The organism is Streptomyces sp. NPDC014727 (assembly GCF_043083485.1).
Classification (GTDB): domain Bacteria; phylum Actinomycetota; class Actinomycetes; order Streptomycetales; family Streptomycetaceae; genus Streptomyces.
In genome coordinates, this window is record NZ_JBIBYR010000016.1 from 1 (window position 1) to 21,625 (window position 21,625).

The 21,625-nt window shown below is 70.6% G+C and carries 11 protein-coding genes; 8 read left to right on the forward strand and 3 right to left on the reverse strand.

All coding sequences use genetic code 11. The features are described from left to right. The 6 genes from ACF1B9_RS24065 to ACF1B9_RS24090 form a co-directional block, all read left to right on the forward strand. Positions 1-4,938 (forward strand): amino acid adenylation domain-containing protein (locus ACF1B9_RS24065; protein WP_391795938.1); only part of this gene is annotated, 4,938 nt, incomplete at its 5' end. A gap of 50 nt (positions 4,939-4,988) precedes the next feature. Further along, positions 4,989-6,788: a carbamoyltransferase gene (locus ACF1B9_RS24070; protein ID WP_391743617.1), complete on the forward strand. Its 1,800-nt coding sequence runs from the start codon at positions 4,989-4,991 to the stop codon at positions 6,786-6,788. Further along, positions 6,781-10,125 (forward strand): amino acid adenylation domain-containing protein, encoded by a 3,345-nt coding sequence (locus ACF1B9_RS24075; protein WP_391743615.1) that lies wholly within the window; start codon positions 6,781-6,783, stop codon positions 10,123-10,125. The genes ACF1B9_RS24070 and ACF1B9_RS24075 overlap by 8 nt, the downstream gene beginning before the upstream one ends. Continuing rightward, a complete protein-coding gene (locus ACF1B9_RS24080; protein WP_391743613.1) occupies positions 10,122-11,618 on the forward strand; it encodes an amino acid adenylation domain-containing protein in 1,497 nt (498 codons plus the stop codon). The genes ACF1B9_RS24075 and ACF1B9_RS24080 overlap by 4 nt, the downstream gene beginning before the upstream one ends. An 86-nt stretch (positions 11,619-11,704) precedes the next feature. After that, the gene (locus tag ACF1B9_RS24085; protein ID WP_391743611.1) at positions 11,705-11,911 is read left to right on the forward strand and encodes an MbtH family protein; all 207 of its coding nucleotides are present in this window, start codon (positions 11,705-11,707) and stop codon (positions 11,909-11,911) included. An 88-nt stretch (positions 11,912-11,999) separates the two neighbouring features. After that, the gene (locus ACF1B9_RS24090; protein ID WP_391743610.1) at positions 12,000-13,286 is read left to right on the forward strand and encodes an MFS transporter; all 1,287 of its coding nucleotides are present in this window, start codon (positions 12,000-12,002) and stop codon (positions 13,284-13,286) included. A gap of 192 nt (positions 13,287-13,478) precedes the next feature. On the opposite strand, the gene ACF1B9_RS24095 is transcribed toward ACF1B9_RS24090, so the two are convergent. Beyond that, positions 13,479-17,168 carry a S8 family serine peptidase gene (locus tag ACF1B9_RS24095; RefSeq protein WP_391743608.1) on the reverse strand — a complete coding sequence of 1,230 codons (3,690 nt, stop codon included), beginning with the start codon at positions 17,166-17,168 and terminating at the stop codon, positions 13,479-13,481. A gap of 258 nt (positions 17,169-17,426) precedes the next feature. On the opposite strand from ACF1B9_RS24095, the gene ACF1B9_RS24100 reads away from it, so the two are divergent. Then, entirely contained in the window at positions 17,427-18,443 is a 1,017-nt protein-coding gene (locus ACF1B9_RS24100) for a helix-turn-helix domain-containing protein (protein ID WP_391743607.1), read from the forward strand. Positions 18,444-18,876: 433 nt separating this feature from the next. On the opposite strand, the gene ACF1B9_RS24105 is transcribed toward ACF1B9_RS24100, so the two are convergent. Next, on the reverse strand, positions 18,877-19,206 hold the full coding sequence (locus ACF1B9_RS24105) for an antibiotic biosynthesis monooxygenase family protein (RefSeq protein WP_391743605.1): 330 nt from the start codon (positions 19,204-19,206) through the stop codon (positions 18,877-18,879). A gap of 724 nt (positions 19,207-19,930) precedes the next feature. Here ACF1B9_RS24105 and ACF1B9_RS24110 point away from each other — a divergent pair. Continuing rightward, positions 19,931-20,224: an NUDIX domain-containing protein gene (locus ACF1B9_RS24110; RefSeq protein ID WP_391795941.1), complete on the forward strand. Its 294-nt coding sequence runs from the start codon at positions 19,931-19,933 to the stop codon at positions 20,222-20,224. Between the two features lie 640 nt (positions 20,225-20,864). Here the strand turns inward: ACF1B9_RS24110 and ACF1B9_RS24115 are convergent. Next, positions 20,865-21,512, reverse strand: a complete 648-nt coding sequence (locus ACF1B9_RS24115; RefSeq protein WP_391743602.1) for a TetR/AcrR family transcriptional regulator — start codon at positions 21,510-21,512, stop codon at positions 20,865-20,867. Between the last annotated feature and the right edge of the window lie 113 nt (positions 21,513-21,625).

The window sequence follows — 21,625 nt, forward strand, 5'->3', positions numbered from 1 at the left end:
CAACTCAACAACAACACCACCAGAATCGGACACCCCCTCCCCGACCTCCGACTCCACGTCCTCGACCCGAACGGGAACCCCACCCCGATCGGAGTCATCGGCGAACTCCACGTCGGCGGCGCGGGCCTGGCACGTGGCTACACCGGTCAACCCGCACTCACCGCACAACGATTCGTACCGGATCATCTGACGCCGGCCCCCGGTTCCCGCCTCTACCGCAGCGGGGACCTCGCCCGCTGGACACCCTCCGGCGACCTGGAATACCTCGGCCGGGCCGACGCCCAGGTCAAGATCCGCGGATACCGCATCGAACTGGGCGAGATCGAGAGTCAGTTGGCCCGGCTGGATGCGGTCCTGCAGGCCGTTGTCGTCGTCCGGGACGATCTTGAGAACCATACGGACCTGGTCGCCTATCTCGTGTCGGAACCGGGCACCGACCGGCCCACCACCAGCGCACTCCGCGACGCCCTCGCCGGCAACCTCCCCGACTACATGATCCCGAGGAACTTCGTCCTCCTCGACTCCCTCCCGCTCACCCCGCAGGGCAAGCTCAGCCACCGTGCCTTGCCCGCTCCGACGACCGAACGCCCCGACCTGACAGCCGAGTTCACTGCCCCCCTGCCCGGGACGGAGGAACTGCTCGCAGCGATCTGGACCGACATCCTCGGTGTCGACCGCATCGGCCGCCACGACAACTTCTTCGACCTCGGCGGCGACTCCATCCGCAGCATCCAGATACTCGGTCGAGCCCGCGACAACGGACTCACCTTCCACCTCCAAGACCTCTTCCACCACCCCACACTCGCCGACCTCGCCACCACCACAACCACAACACAACCCACCACCGCACCACCCACCACCCAACCCTTCTCCCTCCTCACACCCCACGACCGCAACCACCTCCCCCACCACCTCGACGACGCCTACCCCATGGCCGAACTCCAGATCGGCATGGTCTACGAAATGCAACGCGACCCCGACCGCAACCCCTATCTGAACGTCGAGAACCTTCCGGTCGCCGGTCCGTTCGACGCTCCGGTCTTCCGGCGGGCTCTCGCGCTGGTGGTGAAGCGGCATCCCGTTCTGCGTACGTCATTGGCGCTGACCGGTTACAGCAAGCCGCTCCAACTGGTGCACACCGACGCCGATGTGCAACTGACGGTGCTGGATCTGCGGGGACTCGGGGATGACGCGCAGCGCACGGCTCTGCGGGAGTGCGTCCGTACCGAGCGGGCGAAGGTGTTCGACATCGGTGCGGCACCGTTGTTCCGGATGACGGTCCATGTGCTGTCCGACGACGCCTTCCAGTGGACCGTCACCGACCACCACGCCATCCTCGACGGCTGGAGCCTCGCCTCCACCCTCGCCGAAATCATCGACACCTACCACACTCTCCTCGGCGGCCACACCCCCACGCTCCCACCCCTGCGCTCCACCTACCGCGACTACATCGCAGCCGAACAAGACGCACTCACCAACCCCGCACACACCACCTACTGGCACAACCTCCTCACCGACCGCCCCGACACCCGCCTCCCGTGTGATTCGGCCGCGTTGTCCGACGAGCCGGGCTACCGCAACGTCACCACGCATCTGCCCCCGCAGCTCCTCGCCGCACTGGAGCGCGGTGCCGCGCAGGCCGGTGTTCCGCTCAAGGCAGTGCTGCTGGCCGCCCATCTGCGTGCGTTGGGCCTGGCGACGGGGAGCCCGGATGTCATCACCGGGCTGACGGCCAACGGGCGGCTGGAGGAGACCGACGGGGCCGAAGTGCGGGGGCTCTTCCTCAACACCGTGCCGTTCAGGCTCCGTCTGCCGGAGGGAAGCTGGGCCGATCTGGCGCGGGCCGTGTTCGACGCCGAGCGCGAGATGCTGCCGCACCGCAGGTATCCGATGGCCGCACTCCGGCGCGAGCTGGGTGGTGCACCGCTCTTCGAGGTCAACTTCACCTACAACAGCTTCCCGCAGTTCGGTGCGCTCGCCGAGGCGGGTGCACTGGCCAAGGAGGGACCGGGCAGCGACGTCCCTGGCGTGGCTCCCACGAGCTTCCCGTTCAGCGTCACGCTCAGCCGGGAATCGGTACTCGGCGGGATGTGGATGGAGCTGGAGTACGACACCGCGGAGCTGTCGGCCGACCAGGTCACCCGGCTGCGCGACTACCACCTGCGGGCACTGGAAGCGGTGGCGGCGGACATCGGAGCGGACGCGTACGGGGCGCCATTGCTGAGCGAGGCCGAGCAGGCGCTGCTCGACATGCTGAACTACACGACGGACGCCCGGGCGGCCGGCAGGGTTCCGGTGCACGAGTTGCTGCGGCGGCAGGCCGCCCGTACTCCGGACGCGCTCGCGATCGAGGACGACGGGACACGGATCAGCCTGGCCCGGCTGGACGCGGACAGCGACCGCCTCGCCCGGCGCCTGCGCCGGGACGGGGTGCGTCACGGCGATCTCGTCGGAATCTTCCTGCGGCCCGGATCGGCAGCGCTGACCACCTTCTGGGCGGTGTGGAAGGCGGGGGCCGCGTTCGTCCCGCTCGATCCCGGGCTGCCGGAACACCGCCTGCGCTCGATGCTGGATCAGGCCCGGCCCGTGGTGCTGATCACCGACGACCCGAAGGCCGCCCCGAGCGGTCACCCGCTGTTCGATCTGTCGTCCGTCACGCACGAGGCAGGGCAGGAGGAGACCGGTTCGCGGTCCGGGGAGGACCCGGACAGTCCCGCGCTTCCGTCCGTGAGCGCCCGCGACCTGGCCTATGTGATGTTCACATCCGGCACCACCGGCGGCCCCAAGGGCGTCATGATCGAGCACGGCAGCCTCGCCGCCTACGCGGTGGGAACACCGCTGGCGCGCACCCGTTCATTGGGGGCCGAGAAGCCGCTGCGGGTGGTGACCGGCACATCGGCGTACATCTCCGACTTCCTGCTGGCGCAGGTTCTCCTGGTGCTCGACGGTCACACACTGTGCGTGCTGAACGAGGAGCAGCGGCGTGACCCCGGACATCTCGTCGCCCTCGCCCATGACCGTGAGCGGGCCGTGGACGTCATCGACACGACCACCGTCCAGCTTCAACTCCTCCTAGAACAAGGATTGTTGGATGCTCCGTGGCCGCCCCGGCTGCTCGTGTTCGGGGGCGAGGCGTGCCCGCCCGATCTGTGGACGGCGCTGGGCGTACGGTCCGGGGTGCAGGTGTTCAACAGTTACGGGCCTGCGGAGGCGACGGTCGAGGCGACCGTCTCACGGGTGACCGGCGACGGCGGGCCCGTCATCGGCCGGCCCTGCGCCAACACCCGGATCCATCTCCTGGACGCCGCAGGGCGAGAAGTGCCGCCCGGCACCGCGGGTGAGATCTGCGTCGGCGGAGCCGGGGTGGGCCGGGGCTATCTCGGCCGGCCCAAGGCCACGGCCGTGCGCTTCGTGCCGGACCCCTGGGGCCCGGCGGGCAGTCGTCTCTACCGCACGGGTGATGTCGGCCGTCTCACCGACTCCGGCGATCTCGAGTTCCTGGGGCGGGTGGATCACCAGCTGAAGGTGCTCGGCGAGCGCGTCGAGCCGGAGGAGGTCGAGGCGGTGCTGCGCGCCCATCCGGGCGTGGCCGGTGCGATCGTCGGCCGCCATCCGGACCACGAGGGGCTGCTGGCGAACATCGTACCGGCCCAGGGCGGTGCCCCCGACCAGCGGGAACTGAGACGGCATGCCGCCTCGCGGCTGTCGTCGGCAGCGGTTCCGGCGCACTTCGTCGTGGTCGACGCGTTGCCGCTCACCCCGGCCGGAAAGCTGGACCGTGGCGCCCTGCTGACGGCCGGCCCCGGCTCGGGTCCCGAAGGAATCGGGTCATCTGAAGGAATCGGGGGTCCGGGCGTACCGGGTCGTGGCGCGACGGAGTCGGCGTTCTCCCGGACGGAGCTGCGCGTCGCCGAGGTGTGGCACAAGCTCCTCGGCCTTCGTGCCGACCGGCAGGACGACTTCTTCTCGATCGGCGGTCACAGTCTGCTGGCCGTACGGCTCGCGGGTGAGCTGGACGCCACGTTCGGCACCACGGTTCCCCTGCCGCAGCTGTACAGCACTCCCACACTGGCGGGTCAGGCGGCGTACCTCGACGACGCGCGGCACGAGCGTGAGGGCAGGGGCCGAAGGGGCGGCCCGCGCAGCGTCATCGGCCTCGGCGGCTCTCCCGGACTCCAGCCGCTGGTGCTGGTGCATCCGCTCGGCGGCACGCTCTTCTGTTACCGGGATCTGACGGCCCGGATCTCGGGGTCCTTCGAGGTCCTCGGGGTCCAGGGGGACCTGATGGGCGGCGGGGACACGGCCGACTTCGCCTCGCTGGCGTCGGGTTACGCCCGCGAACTGGCGCCCCTGCTCCGGGGGCGGCGGCCCGTGATCGCGGGCTGGTCGGCGGGCGGTGTGCTGGCGCACGAGGTCGCCTCACGGCTGGCGGACCGGGGCATCGTGGCCGATCGTGTCGTCGTCATCGACGCCGCTCCCCGACAGGGACCGGACACGGCGGCGGACGCGGCGGCGCTGGAGCGGCTGCGTATTGATGTGGCACGGCTGGGACCGCGCCGGCTCCTGGCGGAGCACGCCATCGACGACGTGCTGCGACTGCTCGGCGTGGACGCGGAGGCGCTGGCCGAGCTGAACGGGCCCGTCACCGCGTCACTCATGGAGTTCTGGCAGGGGATGCTGTCCGGCCTGGCCGGGCACCGGCCCTCCCCCTACCCGGGCCCCGTGCACCTCGTGGTGTCCCACCGGAGCGAGGAGGCGGCCGTCCGTGCCCAGATCACCGGGTGGGAGCGGTGCGCCGGGACGCTGCGTGTCTCGTACGCCGACGGCGATCACTACCAGCTCATGCGGGAGCCCTGGATCGGGGACGTGGCCGAGGTGTTCGCCGGCCCGGACGATCCGACAGATCAGACCGACGGGGGTGTGTCCGGCCGGTCCTGATCCGCCGTACACATCCGAATCCGGCTGGACCCTTTCGAAAGGAACTCGACGTGCTGGTGCTCGGTGTCAGCGGACTCGACCGATCGTTGTCCGTCAAGAAGAACATGCTGCCCGGCCTGGACCGGCGGGAACAGCGTGTGGTGCAGGGCCTCGACTCGGCCGCGGCCCTGGTCGGGGAGCAGGGCGTGATCGCCGCCTCGGCGCAGGAGCGGCACGACGGGGTGAAGGGCACGGGGGCCTTCCCCGTCGACGCGGTCGAGGCCTGCCTGAGAATGGCCGGAGTGACCCTGGACGACGTCGACTTCGTCGCGCACGGCTTCCGGTACGAACCGACCGCCGCGTTCGAGCGCGACGAGTTCGCCCGGCGCTGGTACCGCGAGGTGTACAGCGAGGACGTGCAGTACGAGGTGTTGCGCGCGCACTATCCGGACCAGGACTGGGAGCGCAAGTTCGTCCGGGTGGGCCACCATGTCGCCCACGCCGCCAGCAGCTACTACCTGAGCGGGTTCCCCGACGCGACGGTTCTGGTGGCCGACGGTATGGGCGAGGCCGAGTCCACGTCGGTGCTGCGGGGCAGCGGTGACGCATTGCACGGTGTGCGCAGCTACTCCATATCCGCGTCACTGGGCATCCTCTACAGCGTCGTCACCCAGTACCTGGGGTTCCTGCCGGGGATGGACGAGTACAAGGTGATGGGCCTGGCGCCCTACGGGGACGCGAGCCGGTACGCGAATGTGGCTGACGAGCTGGTGCGCAGGGCTCCGGGCGGACGGCTGCTGGTCCCCGTCCTGGCGCACGACAAGTCACCGACGGAGCGCGAGACGCACCGGGGGGCCATCCGACGGCTGGAGGAGCTGTTCGGTCCGGCCCGGCATCCGGAGGCACCGCTCGACCAGCGGCACATGGATGTCGCGGCGACCGTCCAGCGCAAGCTGGAGGAGAGCCTCCTGTATGTCTTGCGCGAGACGGCGGATGGCGCGGGCGGCTCCCGCAATCTGTGCATGGCGGGTGGCGTCGCGCTGAACTGCACGGCCAACGGAGTGATCGCCCGCAGCGGTCTGTTCGACCGGGTGTTCGTGCAGCCGGCGTCGGGGGACGACGGCACGGCCCTCGGCGCGGCTCTGTGGCAGCTCCAGCAGCACGTACCGGCGCCGCCGGCCCCGATGACGATGCCTTACTGGGGCGAGGAGTTCGACGACGCGGACATCGAGGCGCAGCTGCGTGGGCTGGGTGCCGGATTCACCGTACGGAAGCTGGCCGAGGACGAACTGCTGGCCGAGGTGTCGTCGCTGATCGGCGCGGGGAAGGTCGTCTCGTGGTTCCAGGGGCGGATGGAGTTCGGCCCGCGTGCGCTGGGCAACCGGAGCATCCTCGCGGACCCGGCGTCGCCCGGCATGCGTGCCCATCTGAACACCGTCGTGAAGCAGCGTGAGGAGTTCCGGCCGTTCGCGCCGGCCGTCCTGGCGGAGGAGGCCACCACCTACTTCGAGATCGAGCCGGGTCAGGAATCGATGTACCGTCACATGCTGTTCGTGGCACAGGTGCGGCCCGAGTACCGTGACAGGCTGCCGTCGATCACACATGTCGACGGCTCGGCCCGGGTGCAGACCGTCGACCGGGAGAGCGCGCCGAGGTTCTGGCGCCTGATCCGCCGGGTCGGTGACGACCGGGGCGTCCCGATGGTGGTCAACACCTCGTTCAATCTGCGCGGCCAGCCGATCGTGCGGACGCCGGACGTCGCGGTCGCCACGTACGCTCGCTCGACGCTGGACGCGCTGGCGATCGGCGACTGGCTGGTGACCCGCGACCAGCCGTCGGCCGCCGGGACCACGGGGGCGACCGATGAGTGAGCGGCCCGCCCCCGCAGGGGGACGTTCCGCGGCGGAGCTCCGTGAGGCCGTCGCCGCGATCTGGCGCGACGCTCTCGGCCTGGACGACGTCCGCGACGACTGCAACTTCTTCGACGAGGGCGGCGACTCCGTCCTCTCCGTGGAGGTGGCGATCTCGCTGCGCGAACTCATGGGCCAGGACCTCGAACTGGACATCCTCTACGAGTACCCGGAGTTCGGCGCACTGTCGGCGGTGTTGAGCGGAGGCCCCGACCAGGGAGCGCCGGAGACGAGAGAGCTGACCGCTGCCGAGGAACGGCTGTGGACCGCCGAACAGCTCCACCCGGGAAGCGCCGTCTACCATCTCGCCGTCCGTTACCGCCTCCCCGGGGGTCTCGACGTCATCAGGCTGCGCGCCGCGCTCGACACGCTGGCGGCACGGCACGAGGCACTGCGGCGCGGCTTCGTGAAGCCCGCGCTCTCACTGACCGCGCAGAAGGCCTCCGTGGCCTGCCGGTGGGTGGACGCGCGGGGCGTGTCGGACGAGAGTGTGCGCGAACTCGTCGACACCGAGGTGCGCACACCGTTCGACCTCGGTCGGCCTCCGCTGTTGCGCGCACTCGTCGTGGACCGGGGCGACGCGGGCGCTGAACTGGTCCTGACCGTGCACCACTTGGTGTGCGACGGGGTCTCGCTGGACCTCCTCGAAACTCAGCTCCAGCACCTCTACGAGGACGGCTCGGGCCCAGAGGGCACGGGGTGGGAGGGTGAATCCGCCGGCCGGCGGGCCGGGTCCGTACGGCCCCGGGATGCCGGGGCGGCGCTGGACCACTGGCGGACGATGCTCGCCGGCTGCCCGGGGGCGTTGTCCCTGCCGCACGATCTGGCCCGTCCTGCGCGGCCCGGTGTCGCAGGCGCCGCCCATCGCATCCTGCTCACGGACGAGCAGGTGTCGACGATCCTGTCGTCGGCCGAGGAGGAACGGCTCAGTGCGTTCATGGCATGGGTGGCCGCCTATGTGACCGGCCTGATCGCGGTGACGGGCGACCGGGATCTGGTGCTCGCCGTGCCGGCCTCGTCGCGGGGTCCTGCCCAGGCGGGCGAGGTCGGCATGTTCGTCGATACGCTCCCGCTGCGGTTCACCGTCCGACCGGGGGCCACGGCCCGTGACGTGGTGCGGTTGGTGCGTCGTGTGGTGACCGGTGCCCTGGCCCATCAGCAGGTGCCCTTCCAGACGCTCGTCGAGGAGGTACGGTCCGGCACCGACCGTTCGCGGGCCCCGCTGGCTCAGACCGCCCTCACGTACATGGACACCACACGGTGCGGGCTGCGATGGGACGGTCACAGCGCCGAGCGTGAGCAGATCGGCACGGGCACCGCGAAGTACGAGGTGTTGTGGCTGGTCACGCGGACCGGTCGCGGAACAGTCTGCGAACTGGAGTACTCCACGGACCTGTTCACCGACGAGGCGGCGGCCGCCCTCCACCGACGCATGGTGACGGCCGTCGGCGAGGCCTTCGCACAACCGGACGCCCCGCTACCGGAGTGTGGTACGGACGCGCTCGACGCGTTCGTACCGATCCACGAAAGGGTGCACCGCCGGGCCGTGGAGCACCCTGGCGCGGTGGCGGTGCGACACGGGCGGGCGACGCTGACGTACGGGGAGCTGGACCGGCGGGCGAGCGTGGTGGCCGCGGGACTCCGGACGGCCGGGATCGGCCGCGGCGCGGTGGTGGCCGTGCCCATGGAGCGTGGCATCGCGTCGGTCACCACATGCCTCGGCGTCCTGTACGCGGGCGCCGCCTACCTGCCGGTGGACATCGCTCAGCCGGCCGAGCGCACCCGGCACATCGTGCGGACCGCGGCGACGGTGGCCGTCGTCGCGGACGACGCCGCGGCGGAGCTGCTCGCAGAGGTCGTGCCCACCCACCTGCTGGGGAAGCTGCTCGTCACCGACGAGGCCCCGGTGGCCCCGGCGGGGGTGACGGGCGCCGATGTCGCCTACGTGATCTGCACCTCGGGCTCGACGGGCCGTCCCAAGGCGGTGGTGGTGCCGCACCGTGCCGTCGTACGGCTGGTGCCGGACGCGGACTTCGTGACGTTCGGCCCCGCCGACCGGGTCGCCCATGTCTCCAATCCCGCCTTCGACGCGGCGACGCTGGAGATCTGGGGAGCGCTGGCCGGCGGCGGCACGCTCGTCGTCGCGGACCGGGACGTCCTGCTGTCACCGCGGCGGATGCGTTCCTTCCTCACCGACGAGCGCATCTCCGTCATGTTCCTCACCGTGACGCTCCTCAACCAGATGGTGGACTTCGCACCGGACGCCTTCCGGGATCTTCGGGTGCTGCTCTTCGGCGGCGAGAAGCACGATGCACGCAGGCTGGGGAAGCTGTTCGCGGCCGCCCCGCCCGCCGCTGTGGTGAACGGCTACGGTCCCACCGAGAACACCACGTTCAGCACCACCCACGAGGTGACCGCCGAGGATCTCGCCGAGGGCGTGGTCCCCCTCGGCCGTCCGCTCCCGCGCAGCACGGCGTACGTCCTCGACGCATCCGGGCACCGGGTCGGTACCGGCGGGACCGGGGAACTGCACGTGGGCGGCGAGGGGCTCGCCCACGGCTACCTCGACGCCCCGGCGCAGACCGCCGCTGCTTTCGTCCCCGACCCGTTCGCCGGGCGTCCCGGGCAGCGGCTCTACCGCACGGGCGACCAGGTACGGGTCCTGCCCGGTGAACGGTACGAGTACGTGGGGCGGCTCGACGACCAGGTGAAGGTGCGTGGCCATCGCGTCGAACTCGCCGAGATCGAGGCGGCGGTACGGAGGCAGCACGGGGTAGCCGACGCCGTCGTGCACGCACGTCCGACGGACGACGGCATCGAGATCACCGCCTTCGTGGCATCGGAGACCGCCGGGGACGGACCGCAGGCGGCCCTGGACGTCACCGTGCTCGGGGACGGACTGCGCAGCGAACTGCCGCAGTACATGCTGCCGACGTTGATCGTCGTCGACCGCATCCCCGTCACCGCCAATGGAAAGGCGGACCGCGAGGCACTCCTGTCGACGTCGGCCGCGGCCGGTGGCTGTGCTCCGGCGGAGTCCGCCGATCTGTCGCAGGACGGCGACCCGGTCGACGGCACGGTCACCGCACTCTGGCAGGAGGTGCTCGGCACCGGGAGCGTCCGGCCGGAGGACAACTTCCTGAACGCGGGCGGACATTCCATCAAGGCCATGCGGCTGCTGGCCCTCCTCGGCGAGGAGCTGGACGTCACGATCGATCTGGTCGACTTCTTCGAGAATCCCACCCTGGGCGGGCTCACCACCCTCGTGCGGCAGGAACTGACGGGAGGTGGGCTGTGAGCTCCGCTCCTTCCCTGGGCCGCTTCCTGCACTGGGCGCAGGTCCAGCCGGGCGCCGTGGCGATCGTCGACGAGAGCGGCGAACTGAGCTACGCGGCACTGGAGTCCGCCGCCCGCGCCCGCGCGGCCGGGCTGTCGGCCGATGGAGTACGCCCCGGTACGCGGGTCGCTGTCGAGTGCGGGTACGGCACCGACTACGTGGTCGCCCTGCTGGCGACCTGGCTGCTGGACGCGGTGGCGGTGCCGCTCGATCCGGCCGCGCCGGCCGAGCGCCGCCGCCACCAGGTCCGACAGGCGGGCTGCGAGGCGGCCGTTCCCTTTCCGTACGCCGACGGCATCGTCCGCGCCGCCGTCGCCGACGTGGTCTCCGCGCGGGCGACCGGGACCACCGGCCCGCAGGACGCGGGCGAGCCTGCCGCGTACATCCTGTTCACCTCGGGCTCGACCGGGCTCCCGAAGGGGGTGGAGATCGAGCACACCGGGCTGCTCACCATGCTGGACCACTTCTCCGAGTCCATGGGGCTGGGGCCGGGCGACCGGATGCTCGCGCACAGCAGCATCGTCTTCGACATGTCGGTGCCGGAGATGCTGGTGCCGCTGACGAGCGGCGGCACGATCGCCGTCGCTCCGTCGCGGTGTGCGCGCAACCCGGAGTTCTTCGCGAAATGGCTGCTCACCCAGGCGCCCGGCGCCGCGTACGCCACACCCAGTCAGCTGCGGCTGCTGCTTCCCTTCCTGGCCGGTGAGCGGGCCTTCACCCACCTGGTCAGCGCCGGGGAGGCGCTGCCCGCCGCGCTGGCCGAGGAGTTGGACGGGGTCGTCGGTACCTTGTGGAACGGGTACGGCCCCACCGAGACGACCGTCTGCGGCCTGTGCACCGAGGTCCGTCCCCCCTACCGGGACCCGCTGCCGATAGGCGTGCCGATAACCGGCCTGCGCGCCCAGGTGCTGGACGGGTCGCGGCAGCCCCTGCCCGAGGGTGAGGTCGGTGAACTCTGCCTCTACGGGGTCGGCGTGGCGCGCGGCTACGTCGGTGAGCCCGGTCTCACCGCCCGGTCCTTCACCACCGGGCCCGACGGCTCCCGTGCCTATCTGACCGGTGACATGGTGCGGATCGGTGCCGACGGGCAGTACTTCTTCCACGGCCGGATCGACGACCAGGTGAAGATCCGCGGACACCGGGTCGAGCTGGGCGAGATCGAGTCGGTCGCCGAGCGCACCCCAGGCGTCTCGCAGGCGGTCGCCCTGCTCACCGAAGCGCTGCGTGGGCGGGCCGAGTTGCACCTCGCCGTGGTGTACCGGGCCGGGGAGGGCGAACCCGTCGGCCAGGGGGCCGCCGAGGCCGCGCTGCGCGCACGTCTGCGGCGGGACCTGCCGGTCCACATGCGGCCGGGACGCTTGTTGTTCTTCGACGAACTGCCGCGCAACGCCTCGGGGAAGACCGACCGCAACAGGGTGCGGCGGATCGTCGAGGAGCGCCTGAGACGACCCTGAACAAGGCACAGCACACCGTCACCGGTCGTGCGCCCGAACAGATCCTTCCAGTCGATTCAACCGTCAGTCAGAAAGGCAGCAGACTCATGAGCGAGCAGACGACCGGCACCCGGTACAGCGTGGTCCACAACGACGAGGAGCAGTACAGCCTCTGGGCCGAGCAGCGGCCGCTCCCGGCCGGCTGGCACCGCACGGACTTCAGCGGCGGGCGCGAGGAGTGCCTGGCCCACATCGACGCGGTCTGGACGGACATGCGCCCCAGGAGCCTGCGGGTGGCCATGGGCGAGAACTGACAGCTCACCGACCGAGGGCCGGGGAGGGAACCCGTCGTCGTACGGGTGCCTTCCCCGGTCGCATCCCAGCCAGCAGTGGAGGTCAGCCGTGTGGGCGCTTCTTCGCCGCAATGCGCAGTTCCGTCGGATGTTCGCCGGCGAGGCGGTCTCCAGCTTCGGGGACAGCGCCATGTTTCTGTCACTCGCCATCTGGGCGAAGGACCTCACCGGCTCGAACGCCGCCGCCGGTCTGGTCATGCTGGCACTCACCGTGCCGGGCCTGTCCGCGCCCTTGCTGGGGCACCTCGTGGACCGAGTGCATCGCAAACCGCTGCTGGTCAGGATGTACGGCGGCATGGCGGTTCTCGTGCTGTCGCTGCTGGCCGTCCGGGGCTCCGGCCAGTTGTGGATCATCTATGTGGTCGCCCTCGCCTACGGGGTGCTGGTCTCCACGCCCGCCCGTCAGGCGCTGCTGAAGGACCTGCTGCCGTCGTCCGACGCCGTCCAGGCCAGGTCGCTCCTCATCGCCACCAGGGAGGGCGTGCGCATCGCCTCCCCGGTGGCGGGCGCCGGGGTGTACGTGGCCTTCGGCGGTGTCGCGCTGGCCGTGTTGGGGGCGCTCACACTGAGCGCGGCCGCGCTGCTGATCGCTTCGGTCCAGGTGGTCGAGTCGGAACCGGATCCCGTCGAGGAGTCCTTCGGCACCTCCCTCGCCGCCGGCCTGCGGTATCTGCGCGGCACACCGCTGCTGTTCCGGTTGACGCTGGCGATGGTCGTCTTCCTCGGCGGCATCGGCATGCTGGAGACCGCGGCCTTCGCCGCCGTCGATCACGGCCTGGGCCGCCCGGCGGCGTTCGTCGGGGTCATGGCGTCGATCCAGGGCGCCGGTTCCGCGCTCGGCGGTCTGATATCCGGGACGGTGGTACGGCGCCTGGGGGACGTCGGTACCAGCTGCGTCGGTTACGGATTCGTCGCGGTGGGGCTGCTGCTGTGCGTCTCCCGCGATGTGGCGCTCTTCCTCGTCGGGACGACACTCATCGGTGCGGGCCTGCCGTTCGTGGCCGTGGTGCTGGGCGCGGCGGTGCACCTGTACGCTCCGGCCCGCATGCAGGGCCGCGTCAACGCCACGGTCAACACCGCGAAGGACGGGGCGCAGACCCTGTCGCTCACGGCGGGCGCTGCACTGATCGGGGTGCTGGACTACCGGGTCATGTACCTGGTGATGACAGTGACCACGGTGGCGTGCGCGGTCAGTCTGCTGGTCCGCTCGATTCCCGCTCCGGAGGTGGTGCCGTCGGTGGCGGACGCCCCGGCCGACGAGGGGCCCGCACCGGGCGCGGCCCGAGCGGGCGAGCAGGACCGCGGCGCACCCGCGGGCGAGCCGCGGGTGGGGTGAGCCCCGCCACACCGAACCGCGCCGAGCGCAGTGTGGAGGGCTGTACGACGAAGGGCGTACGGGGCGGAGCTTGTGCCCCGGACGCCCGCGGGGCCCAGCAGTGGCCGAATACCACGTGCGGCCCACCCACATCACCGTCGCTGGGTGAACGCGCACGCCGGGGCGCCTGCGGTGCAGGCGCCCCGGCATCGGTCAGCGGCGGATCTGGTAGGCGCGGGTCACCGTCTGCTCGATGGAGTTGCCATCGGCATCGGTGGCCTGCACGCGCAGCGACACGAAGCCCGCGTTCGCGGGGTTGCCGATCCTGCCGTTGAGGCCGCCGTCGAGGCGGACCTGCCGCCAGTTGATGCCGTCGTCGTACGAGGCCCACAGCTTCGCCCCGGCGAGCTTCAGACCATTCAGGCCCTTGGGGTGGCGCACGCCCAGTCCGACGCGGGTGGTGGAGTGCGGCCGGGCGCTGTTGGCCTGGTCGACGTCGAGCCGGTAGTCGACCGACAGGACGGGGAGCAGGGTCAGACCTTCCTTCCGCTCGGAGTGGAAGCGCCAGTCGGTGCGCACCTTGGTGGAGGTCGTCCAGCCGGGGGCGTCCCGCTGCACGTCGGTGACCACGCGGTATTCAGCGCGCTCTGCCGTCATCGGGAAGGCGACGGGCGCCGAACGGATGCTGCCGAGGAGCTGACCGTCCCGGTAGACGGTGGACAGCGCCTTGTCGCTTGCGGCTTCGACGGAGAAGGATTGGTCCGGTGCGGTGTCGAGCAGACCGCCCGACAGCACCGCACCGACATCGCCCTGCCGGACGGCCGAGTTGGACTGTGCGTCCCGCAGCGCGGTGCGGACCACGGCCTTGTTCCAGTCGCGGTGCACGCGCTGTCCGGCCTTGAGCGTCGAGATGTCCGTCAGCTTCCAGGAGCCGTCCGACGTCCACACGGGAGCTGCCTTCACCGCTTCCCAGGTGGGCACGTTCGCGGAGACGTACTCGGTCCGGGAGCGCGGCAGGACCACCCGGTCGAAGCCGAAGTACGCCGTCGGCTGCATCGGCGAGCGCGTCAGCCGGGCGTATCCGCCTTCGGTGGCCGGCGTCGAGGCGTGGAACGAGGAGTCCACGGTGGCCAGTTCCTCGTCGCGTACCCGGTAGCGCTGGTCGGCGGGGATGCCGCCCTTGCGGTACTTCAGCAGTTCGTAGGAGTACGGGCTCACCGCCGTACCGGAGATCCTGATCACGGCGTTGCCCAGGGCCTCCAGCTCCGCGCCCTGGGTGCCGGAGAGAGTCATCGCCGGGATCTTGGTGGCCGTCGGGCCCCAGTTGCCTGCGAGCCAGTTCTCGGGGATGTCGTTGTAGATGAGGATGGCGAGCGCACCGGCGTTCGCGGCGTCGTCGACCTGCTCGCGCACCGTGCGCTCGGCGCTCCGCTTCACCAGAGCGAGCTTGCCCCGGACGTCCTCGCCGGCCTTCGCCACGCGCAGGACGCGGGTGCCGTCGATACGCGCGGAGCCCGTCCAGCCCTCGAGGTAGGCCGCGTCCAGGGCCCGGTTGCCGTGCCCGACGAGGCGGGCGTCGAGTGCGGGTGCGCCGAGCGACCAGCCGACGCGCGATTCGAAGCGCTCGTTCGCAGTCTGCGACGGGACGGCGTACACGGCCGTCTCGCCGTCCAGCCACGTCTCGCGGTCGTGGACGAGGTCGCCGTCCACGGCCTGGAAGTTCAGACCGATGCGGGCCCGGTTGGTCTCCGTCGGCCGGGAGGTGGTCATGGTGACCGGGCCGGCCTTGGCGCCGTCCAGGGTGAAGGTCCGATCGGAGTCGATCATCGTGCCCGGCTGGGCGGCGTAGGTGTACTCCTCCAGCCGGCTCCGGTCGGAGTTGTAGTGGAAGATCTCCGAGATGAAGGCGTGCTCGCCGCGCGGTACCCGCGCCACGACGGTCCCGTCCGCTGCGACCGGGTACGTCTCGGGCATTCCGAAGCGGCCCAGCTGCCAGGCGGTGACCGCGGCGATGCCGCTCGTCGGCTTGCCGTCGCGGTCGAGCACCTTCAGCGTGACGTCGAACCGCTGTACGTCCCGGCCGAACCCGACCGCCGTCACTGCCGCCGTCCGCCCGTCGGCGGAGACCGCGGTGACGTGCGCGCCGTGGGATCCGGTCGTCACGCCGACGGTGTTGAGGGTGAGGTCGACCTCGGCGGTGTCGTGCGCCGGCACGGTCACCGAGTCGGCTCCCAGGCGGAGCACTCCGGCCGGCAGTTCCTCACCCGCGTTCTCGATCTTCAGGGCGAGGGTGACCGGCTGGTCGCCGTCGTTGACGTACTCGATCTTCTTCCCGACCGGGGCGGTGGCGTCCCAGTCCCGCAGTCCGAAGTCGGCCGTGCCACTGGCCGATACGGGCTGCCGGAGTGCGCGTGCCACGTCCACGCGGCCGGCGCCCTGGGCGTAGACGGAGGTGGCGGCGGTGGTCTTGGCCGTACTGATCAGCTGGCTCTTCAAGCGGGCCGCCGTCCAGTCGGGGTGGCGCTGCGCGAGGATGGCGGCGGCGCCGGCCACGTGCGGCGTGGCCATGGAGGTGCCACTCGCGGTGGTGTACGAGCCGTCCACCGGTGTGCCCATCGTCGTGCCGGCGGCGCGGGCGGCGACGATCCGCGAGCCCGGCGCGGTGATCTCCGGCTTGAGCCCGCCGTTACCGCCTCGTGGGCCCCGGCTGGAGAAGTCGGTGACCGCGTCGGTGGAGTCCACGGCGCCGACCGTCAGGGCCGCGTCCGCGGCTCCGGGTGAGCCGACGGACGTCGCCGCGGGGCCACTGTTGCCCGCCGCGATGGTGAACAGCACGCCGGTCTGCGCCGTCAGTTCGTTGACCGCCATCGACATGGGGTCGGTGCCGTCGGCGCCTTCCCCGCCGCCCAGGCTCATGGAGATGACCTTCGCCCCCGAGTGCGCGGCCCAGTCCATCCCTTCGATGATCGAGGAATCCGACCCGGTGCCGTCGTCGTCGAGCACCTTGCCCACGATCAGTCCGGCGCCCGGTGCCACACCCCGGTACTTCCCGCCGGAGGCGGCTCCGCTTCCCAGGATGGTGGAGGCGACGTGGGTGCCGTGGCCGTGGCCGTCGCGCACCGTCTCGCCGGGGACGAAGCTGCGGCTTGCCACGATGCGGTCGGCGAGGTCGGGGTGGGTGGCGTCGACACCGGTGTCCAGCACCGCGACCTTCACGCCGGTGCCGTCGAAACCGTCCTTCCACGCCTCCGGGGCGCCGATCTGCGGGACGCTCCTGTCGAGGAGCGCCTTGACCCGCCCGTCCAGCCAGAGGCGCTGGATGCCGCCTGACAAGCGGGCCTTGGGGGTACCTGCGCGGGCACTGTCGTCGTCGATGGCCTCCCAGAACGCGGCGCCCTTGCGCTTGTCGGCGTTGACGGCGGCTCCGCGTACGCCGGGGAGTTTCCGTGTGAGGCGGGCTCCGCCGGGTGCGGTGTCCTTGGCGCCGGACGCGTAGCGCACGATCATCGGGGTCGATGCGTGGTGGGCATCGTCGTACCCCTGGGCGATGAGTTGGGTGACGTTGAACAGGCGGCCGTCCACCTGACCGTTGTGCACCAGCGCTTCGACGTCGCGCGGGATCACGTACACATCGGTGCCGACGGTGTACGTCCGCAGCTCGGCCGCACTGCGGTGGTACGGAAGGATGTTGACGGCGAGGGTCTTGCCCGCCCTCATGGCCACCGTCACCTGGTCTCCGGTGACGAGGGTGACCTTCGCGGTGCGGACTTCTGCTTGGGACGGGGTGGTTACCGCGTCCTCCCCGGTCTTCGGGGCGGGGGTGGCACCGTACACCAGGCCGCCGCCGGCCAGGGTGGTCGCCAAGGTGAAGCTGAGCAGTGCGGCTCTTCGTCTGAAACGCATGCTGAACGCTCTCCTTCCGCCGGCAGGGAGGGTTCCGCGACCGGCGGGTCAAGCCTTGGCAGGAAGGGACACCGCCGCTACGGCCGCGCCTGACGAAGAAGTGACATGTCCGCTCGCCGCCACTTTGCGCGTATCGAAGCCGGGTGGTCGTCGTACGTGATAGCGCGGACGTCGTCCCGGTGTGCGGGTGTGGTTAGATCACGCTGTTTCCGCTGGGTGGTACATGGGGTGGGTGGGGGCGTCGTGAGAGGCGGACACATGCTGGAGGCCGCGGGGATCGGGGAGGCAGAAGAGCGGGTGTACCGCTTCCTCGTCGGGGTGCCTGAGGCTGATGCCGCAGTGATCGCGGAGCAGCTGGGGCTCGAAGTGGCGCAGGCACACAGGCTGTTGACCTCGCTCCACGACAAGGGGCTGGTGGGGCGGGTGGCCGTTTCGCCGGCGGGGGGCGCGGTGCGCTACGTGCCGGTGGCGCCCGATGCGGCGCTGCGTCCGTTGCTGCTGCGTGGGCATGAGGCGCTGGAGTCGGCGCGGCGGGGGGTGGAGCAGCTCACCGAGGAGTACCGGGCCGCGGGGCGGCGGCACGACGCGGGGCAGCTTGTCGAGGTGATCACGGGGGTGAGTGTGATCCGACAGCGGCTGCGTCATATGGCGTACGGGGCCAGTGAGATGCGCTGGCTCTGCAAGGCCGGCCATGTGGCCATGCCCGCGGCGGAGAACGACGAGGAGTGGGAGCTGCTCGCCCGTGGGGTGCGGTACGAGGCTGTCTACGAGCGCGCTCTGCTGGAGGAGCCCGGCATGGTCGACAACGTTGCCCGGAGTATCCGCGCGGGTGAGCAGGCGCGAGCTACCGGGACGCTGCCGGTGCGGATGGTGATCGCGGACGGTTCGATCGCCATCTGCCCGCTGATGCACGGCGGTTCGGGTGGTTCGCTGGGTGAGCCGACGGCCGCGGTGGTACACGGCAGCAGCCTGCTCGACGCGCTGATCGCTCTGTTCGAGAGCCAGTGGGCGGCGGCGTCGCCGCTGCACGTCACGGACTCCGGTGAGCTGGCCGACTTCGGCGGCAGTCCGCGGCCCGGCGCGAACGTCGCCGACGACGAGCGGTATCTGCTGTCCCTGGTCGTCGCCGGGGTCGCGGACAAGGCGATCGCCTCGCAGCTACGGGTCAGCCAGCGCACGGTGCAGCGCCGGATCCAGGTGCTGATGCAGCGCGCCGGCGCCGCGACGCGGACGCAGTTGGTGTGGCAGGCGGCGCGGCGGGGGTGGCTGTCATGAGAGGGGGTGGCTGTCATGAGATACGAGCCGCTGCTCCCGTACCGCAGCGGACGTCGGTGAGTCCGTCAGGTCGGTTGTCGGTTGACCTGACGGACTCACCGGGCCGGCGGCAGGGGGTGCCGCTCAGTTCGTGGCGAACGCGCGGCGTGCTTCCCGTGTCACCTCATTGCTCCGGCTGACCTGCGATCCCGTCGGCACATGAGAATCCGGGAATCGCTGTGAGAATCCCGATGGGTCCGTTGGTCGTCTGTGCTGGACCGGGATCCCTGCCCTGCTGGTCCATTTAGCAGGGGGCAGGGTGCACGGCGGCCCGCGACGCCTCACCGACGACAGGCCCGACATCGGAACAGGTCGCTCAGGCCCTCCTCCGCTGGTACCGCGGTCCCGACCGTGATGCGAAGGCGCTGCCGAAGCTGTTCGCACGACGTCTTGTCTATGCGCTTGGCGGCGCCGCTTGCTGCACGACCTCGAAGGACCACAGTGTGGATTGGCTCGCCGCCGGCTTGGGGCGCTCACTGCTCTCCGTGTCACCGCTCTGGTGGGCCGTCTTCATGGGGCCCTCCAACCAGGCTTGGAAGGACTCTTCATCACGCCACCTCGTGTAGACGAGGTAGTTGTCGGTGCCTTCGACAGGGCGGAGGAGTTCGAACCACTCGAACCCGTCGGAGTTCTCCACGGCATGGGCACGGGAGGCGAAGCGCTTCTCCAGCGTCGTCCGCTGCTCGGTGGGGACGGTCAGTACGTTGATCTTGACTACGCTCATGGCCTCATCCTGCCGCACGACGGCTGGCAGGATGAGGAGCGGCTCGTGTACGACACGGTTCCGCAGGGCGCCGCTCGGATCGGGACCGGCACCAGGAGACTGACATCGCCCTCGATTACGCCCCACAGGCGAGCCCGATTTCCGCCGGCCCGTCCCGCACCGTCGCCGATCGGAGCACGCACGGCGTCCAGTGCTCCTCGATGTACACCCGCGCCGTCGTAGCGTCTGGCCCGCCCATGCGCAGGCCTCCACGGACCTGGTGGCCGACGGGCTTGCGGGGATCGCATCGCCGGCCTGCTACGGAGGGAGAATTCCAGCCAGCGTTTCCGTGTCTCCGAGCGCGTGCGCACGTTCGCCTGGGGTCCAGGGGCACCGTAGGCGCCCCCTGATGAGAGCAAGGCGAAGTCGCCCGCGAGCGCTCCCCGTCAGGCATCCTCGCCCGCCTGCCCGAAGAGACCCGCCACAAGATCATCCGAACCGAACACTTCACGCGGCTCACGCCCGGGCCGGTCCAGGGCGAACCGCATCGGCTCACCGTCTGAAGCCGCCTGCCCCTCCCCGTCTCCCCCGGTCGCCGGACCGTACAACTGACCTGAATCAACCCAAGGAGAAAGGTAGGGACATGACCATGACGTCCGACCCCGGCGAGCTGCCCAATACAGCAATGACCGACGAAGAGTACGGGACCCTTCGCGCCTCGGCCGCCCTGTGGGCAGGCGTCTCGATGTTGATCACCGACCGGCGCGGCCGGGTCCTGATTCAGCACGTCGACTACCGCGATGCCTGTCTCCTGCCGGGCGGTGCCGTCGACAAAGGCGAGTCTCCCTCCACCGCTGCCGCCCGCGAGCTGAGAGAGGAGCTCGGCGTCACCGTCGCGGGCCGGTCTTCCTGGAGAACGGGACGTCGGCCAGGCAGCGTCCATGGCCGCCGTGGTGGCATCCCCGGATCTGCTCAGCGCGCACCTCCAGGCCGCAGGCAGTGCTCTGCGATCGGCTGGTCTCCGCCCTGCACGCCATAGGAGTTGAGCCGCGATCGGTGTGTCCTCGTGATCGTTGGTGGAGCCCTCGGCCATACACAGGATCAGCCGACCGGCGGTGGCACGGACGACAGCTTCGGCGATCTCGTCCCACTGAAGCGGATCGGGCCCCGGGTCGCGACCGGCGGGGTACAACGTGACCGTGACGGTGCCGGATGGCCCTTTGGCGGACATCAGGGCCCAGTCGTTCTCGGTGGAGATGAGACCGGCCGGCTGCGGCCGGGCCTGAACCTCGGCGTCGCCGCGTGGTTCGAGGACAGCCACCCCGTGCCCGAGCAGGAACCGCTGAGCAGATGCCTCCCGCAGTTCTCCCTACGGCAGGCCACGATCACCGCCGCCTACCAAGCCAGTTGCGACGACCTTCCCAGGCCCCTCCTTCCGGCGTTGGACAGCTGCCTTCGACCTGTTCCCCTGCGGCCGTTTCCGTCGCCCGCCGACGCGCCGACGGACTTCCTGGTCGCCCCGGTCTCGTCGCCGGCGTCGACTCCAGGTGGGACGACGGGAAGGCCGACGTCCGGAATCGCCCTGGACACGTCCGCCGGGTGACGGCGTTTCACAGGCGATTGCCCGTGAAACACACCGTGCGAGCCTTCGAAGGGCTGCGGACCGGTGAAGCCCCCACTCACGTGTGGACCGCTGACGGGGGCGCGGCGAAGGCGCCGGCGGCTGCGGCGAGGGCGGCGGTTCTGGCCGCATGGCCGGGCAGGTGCGGGTCGAGTGGTGTGCGGAGAAGCACCAGTTGGTGGTACAGCGGCGCGGTGGCGACGATGAGCAGTCGCCGGGCGTCGGTGTGCGGTGAGAGTTCGCCGCGCCGGACAGCCCGGCTGACGACGATCTCGCAGCGGGCGTATCGGTCCTCCCAGAGCCGTTGTTGGGCGTGAAAGGCTTTCTCGGAGCGGAACGAGGCGGCGATCAGCGCTGCGACGATCGGTGGCTGTGCAGTCAGGGCTGTCTGGATCTCCAGGTTCAGTGCTGCCAGGTCGCCTTCCAGTGAGCCGGTGTCCGGTGGCTGCCAGTCGTCGTCGCTCGCCGCGTCGAGAACGTCGGCGAGCAGGCCGCCGACGTCCCCCCAGCGCCGGTACACCGTTGTGCGGTGCACGCCCGAGCGGACGGCGACGGCGTCCATGGTGAGCCCGTCATAACCGTGTTCGCCGAGTTCCGCGAGGACCGCGTCGAGTACCTGCGCACGAATACGGGCGGTGCGGCCTCCGGGCCGGCGTCGGGTCGGAGGCGGCCGGGTGCATTCCGGTCCTGGGTCGATGGGAGTCATCGCTGGTAATCCGATTGCTCAGAGGGACGGTGATATGACAGCATCTTAAAACATCAGTTGTCGCACTAGTGGAGTGATCGATCGATGCTCTTCCGAAGCGTTCGCCCGGCCGC